The sequence below is a fragment of the Dietzia sp. B19 genome (assembly GCF_014145155.1).
Lineage (GTDB): Bacteria > Actinomycetota > Actinomycetes > Mycobacteriales > Mycobacteriaceae > Dietzia > Dietzia natronolimnaea.
The window spans coordinates 1-1,487 of sequence record NZ_JAALED010000546.1 but is presented as its reverse complement, the minus strand read 5'-3'; the positions used below and the strand labels follow the sequence as shown (position 1 = coordinate 1,487).

Genomic DNA, 1,487 nt, shown 5'->3' with positions numbered 1-1,487 from the left:
GCCCGTGGGGGCCGGGTGGCCACTCGATCCGTTCCGCGTCACAGAGGACCGGGTCACTCGCGCGGGTCGCGTCAGGCCGGCGCGGCCGCGGCGGCCAGGACCTGCTCGAGGAGCTCGTCCGCACGGTGCTCGTCCGCACGGTCGGCCAGTGCGAGTTCGCCGACCAGTACCTGCCGCGCCTTGGCGAGCATGCGCTTCTCGCCGGCGGACAGGCCCCGGTCCAGGTCGCGACGCCACAGGTCGCGGACGACCTCGGCGACCTTGTTCACGTCCCCCGAGGCCAGCTTCTCGCCGTTCGCCTTGTAGCGGCGCGACCAGTTGGTCGGCTCCTCGGCGTGCTCGGTACGCAGGACATCGAAGACCTTGTCGAGCCCCGCCTCGTCGACCACGTCGCGCACGCCCACGTACTCGGCGTTCTCGGCCGGAACCCGGACCGTGAGATCGCCCTGCGAAACCTTGAGGACGAGGTATTCCTTCTCGGTGCCCTTGACCGTCCGCATCTCGATCGCCTGGATACTTGCGGCGCCGTGATGCGGGTAGACGACAGTGTCGCCGACCTTGAACTCCATGAGTGGCTTTCCCCTTTCGACTGAGCCATCTTAGCACGCCCTCAGCGCTGGGGTTATCCGTTTATGCAGGTCAGCAACCCGAACGGCCCGACCGGCGCATCCGGGGGGTGCGAGGGGCGCACTCTGGCGCCGGTCACGACCGACTGTGGACTACGATGAGACCGGCCTGAGAACGACCATCTCCCGAGGAGCCTGACGTGACTTCACCGAACACCGGCCTGCGCCGCACCGCGCTCGTAGTCCTGGCCGTGGGTACCGCCGTCGGCATGTCCGCGTGTGGCGCCGGCCAGATCTCGCAGACGGCCGGTCAGGTCGCCGCGGTGGACGGTGGGCAGGGTTCCGCGGGCGAGCTGTACGTCAACGACCTCGTGGTGGTCCTCCCCGAGACGGGAGAGGCGCGTCTCGGGTTCGTCGCCTCCTTCACCGGGACCGGCCTGGGCGAGTCGATCTCCCTCGACCGTCTCGAGATCGACGGGATCGAGGCGCAGATCGGCGAGTCGCAGCCCCTCGAGCGCGGGTGCTCGCTGGTCGTCTCGGCGGCGGAGGACGCCGAGCCCGTCCCCGCCGGGGACTCCCTCTGCGTCGAGCGGACCACCGCCACGCTCCCCGGTGCGGACGACCTCCAGATCGGCACCTCGGTGCCGGCCACCGTCTCCTTCTCCAACGGCGACCAGATCGAGATGGCGGCGGCCGTCATCGCCGAGGTCCCGGCCAGCGACGAGTACACCCGTCCGGTCGAGACCCACTCCGAGGGGCACTGAGACGTCCGCCCTGTCCGCCCGCGCGGCCGACGGCTCCCCCGCCGACGCGGCCGTGCGCGCCGTTCTCCGGCGTCTGGCCCCGGGCACGCCGCTCCGTGATGCGCTGGACCGGATCCGACGGTCCGGAACCGGCGGTCTCGTCGTGCTGGGCGACGAC

At 70.9% G+C, this 1,487-nt stretch carries 2 protein-coding genes and 1 pseudogene; 2 read left to right on the top strand and 1 reads right to left on the bottom strand.

Annotated features, from left to right (window positions below; genetic code table 11):
* Window positions 1-71: 71 nt before the first annotated feature.
* Window positions 72-569, bottom strand: a complete 498-nt coding sequence (locus G6020_RS15035; protein WP_179524504.1) for a CarD family transcriptional regulator — start codon at window positions 567-569, stop codon at window positions 72-74.
* 197 nt (window positions 570-766) lie between these two features.
* On the opposite strand from G6020_RS15035, the gene G6020_RS15030 reads away from it, so the two are divergent.
* Window positions 767-1,330, top strand: a complete 564-nt coding sequence (locus tag G6020_RS15030; protein ID WP_182611174.1) for a hypothetical protein — start codon at window positions 767-769, stop codon at window positions 1,328-1,330.
* Window positions 1,331-1,340: 10 nt separating this feature from the next.
* A pseudogene (locus G6020_RS17260) lies at window positions 1,341-1,487 on the top strand (DNA integrity scanning protein DisA); the annotation flags it as partial.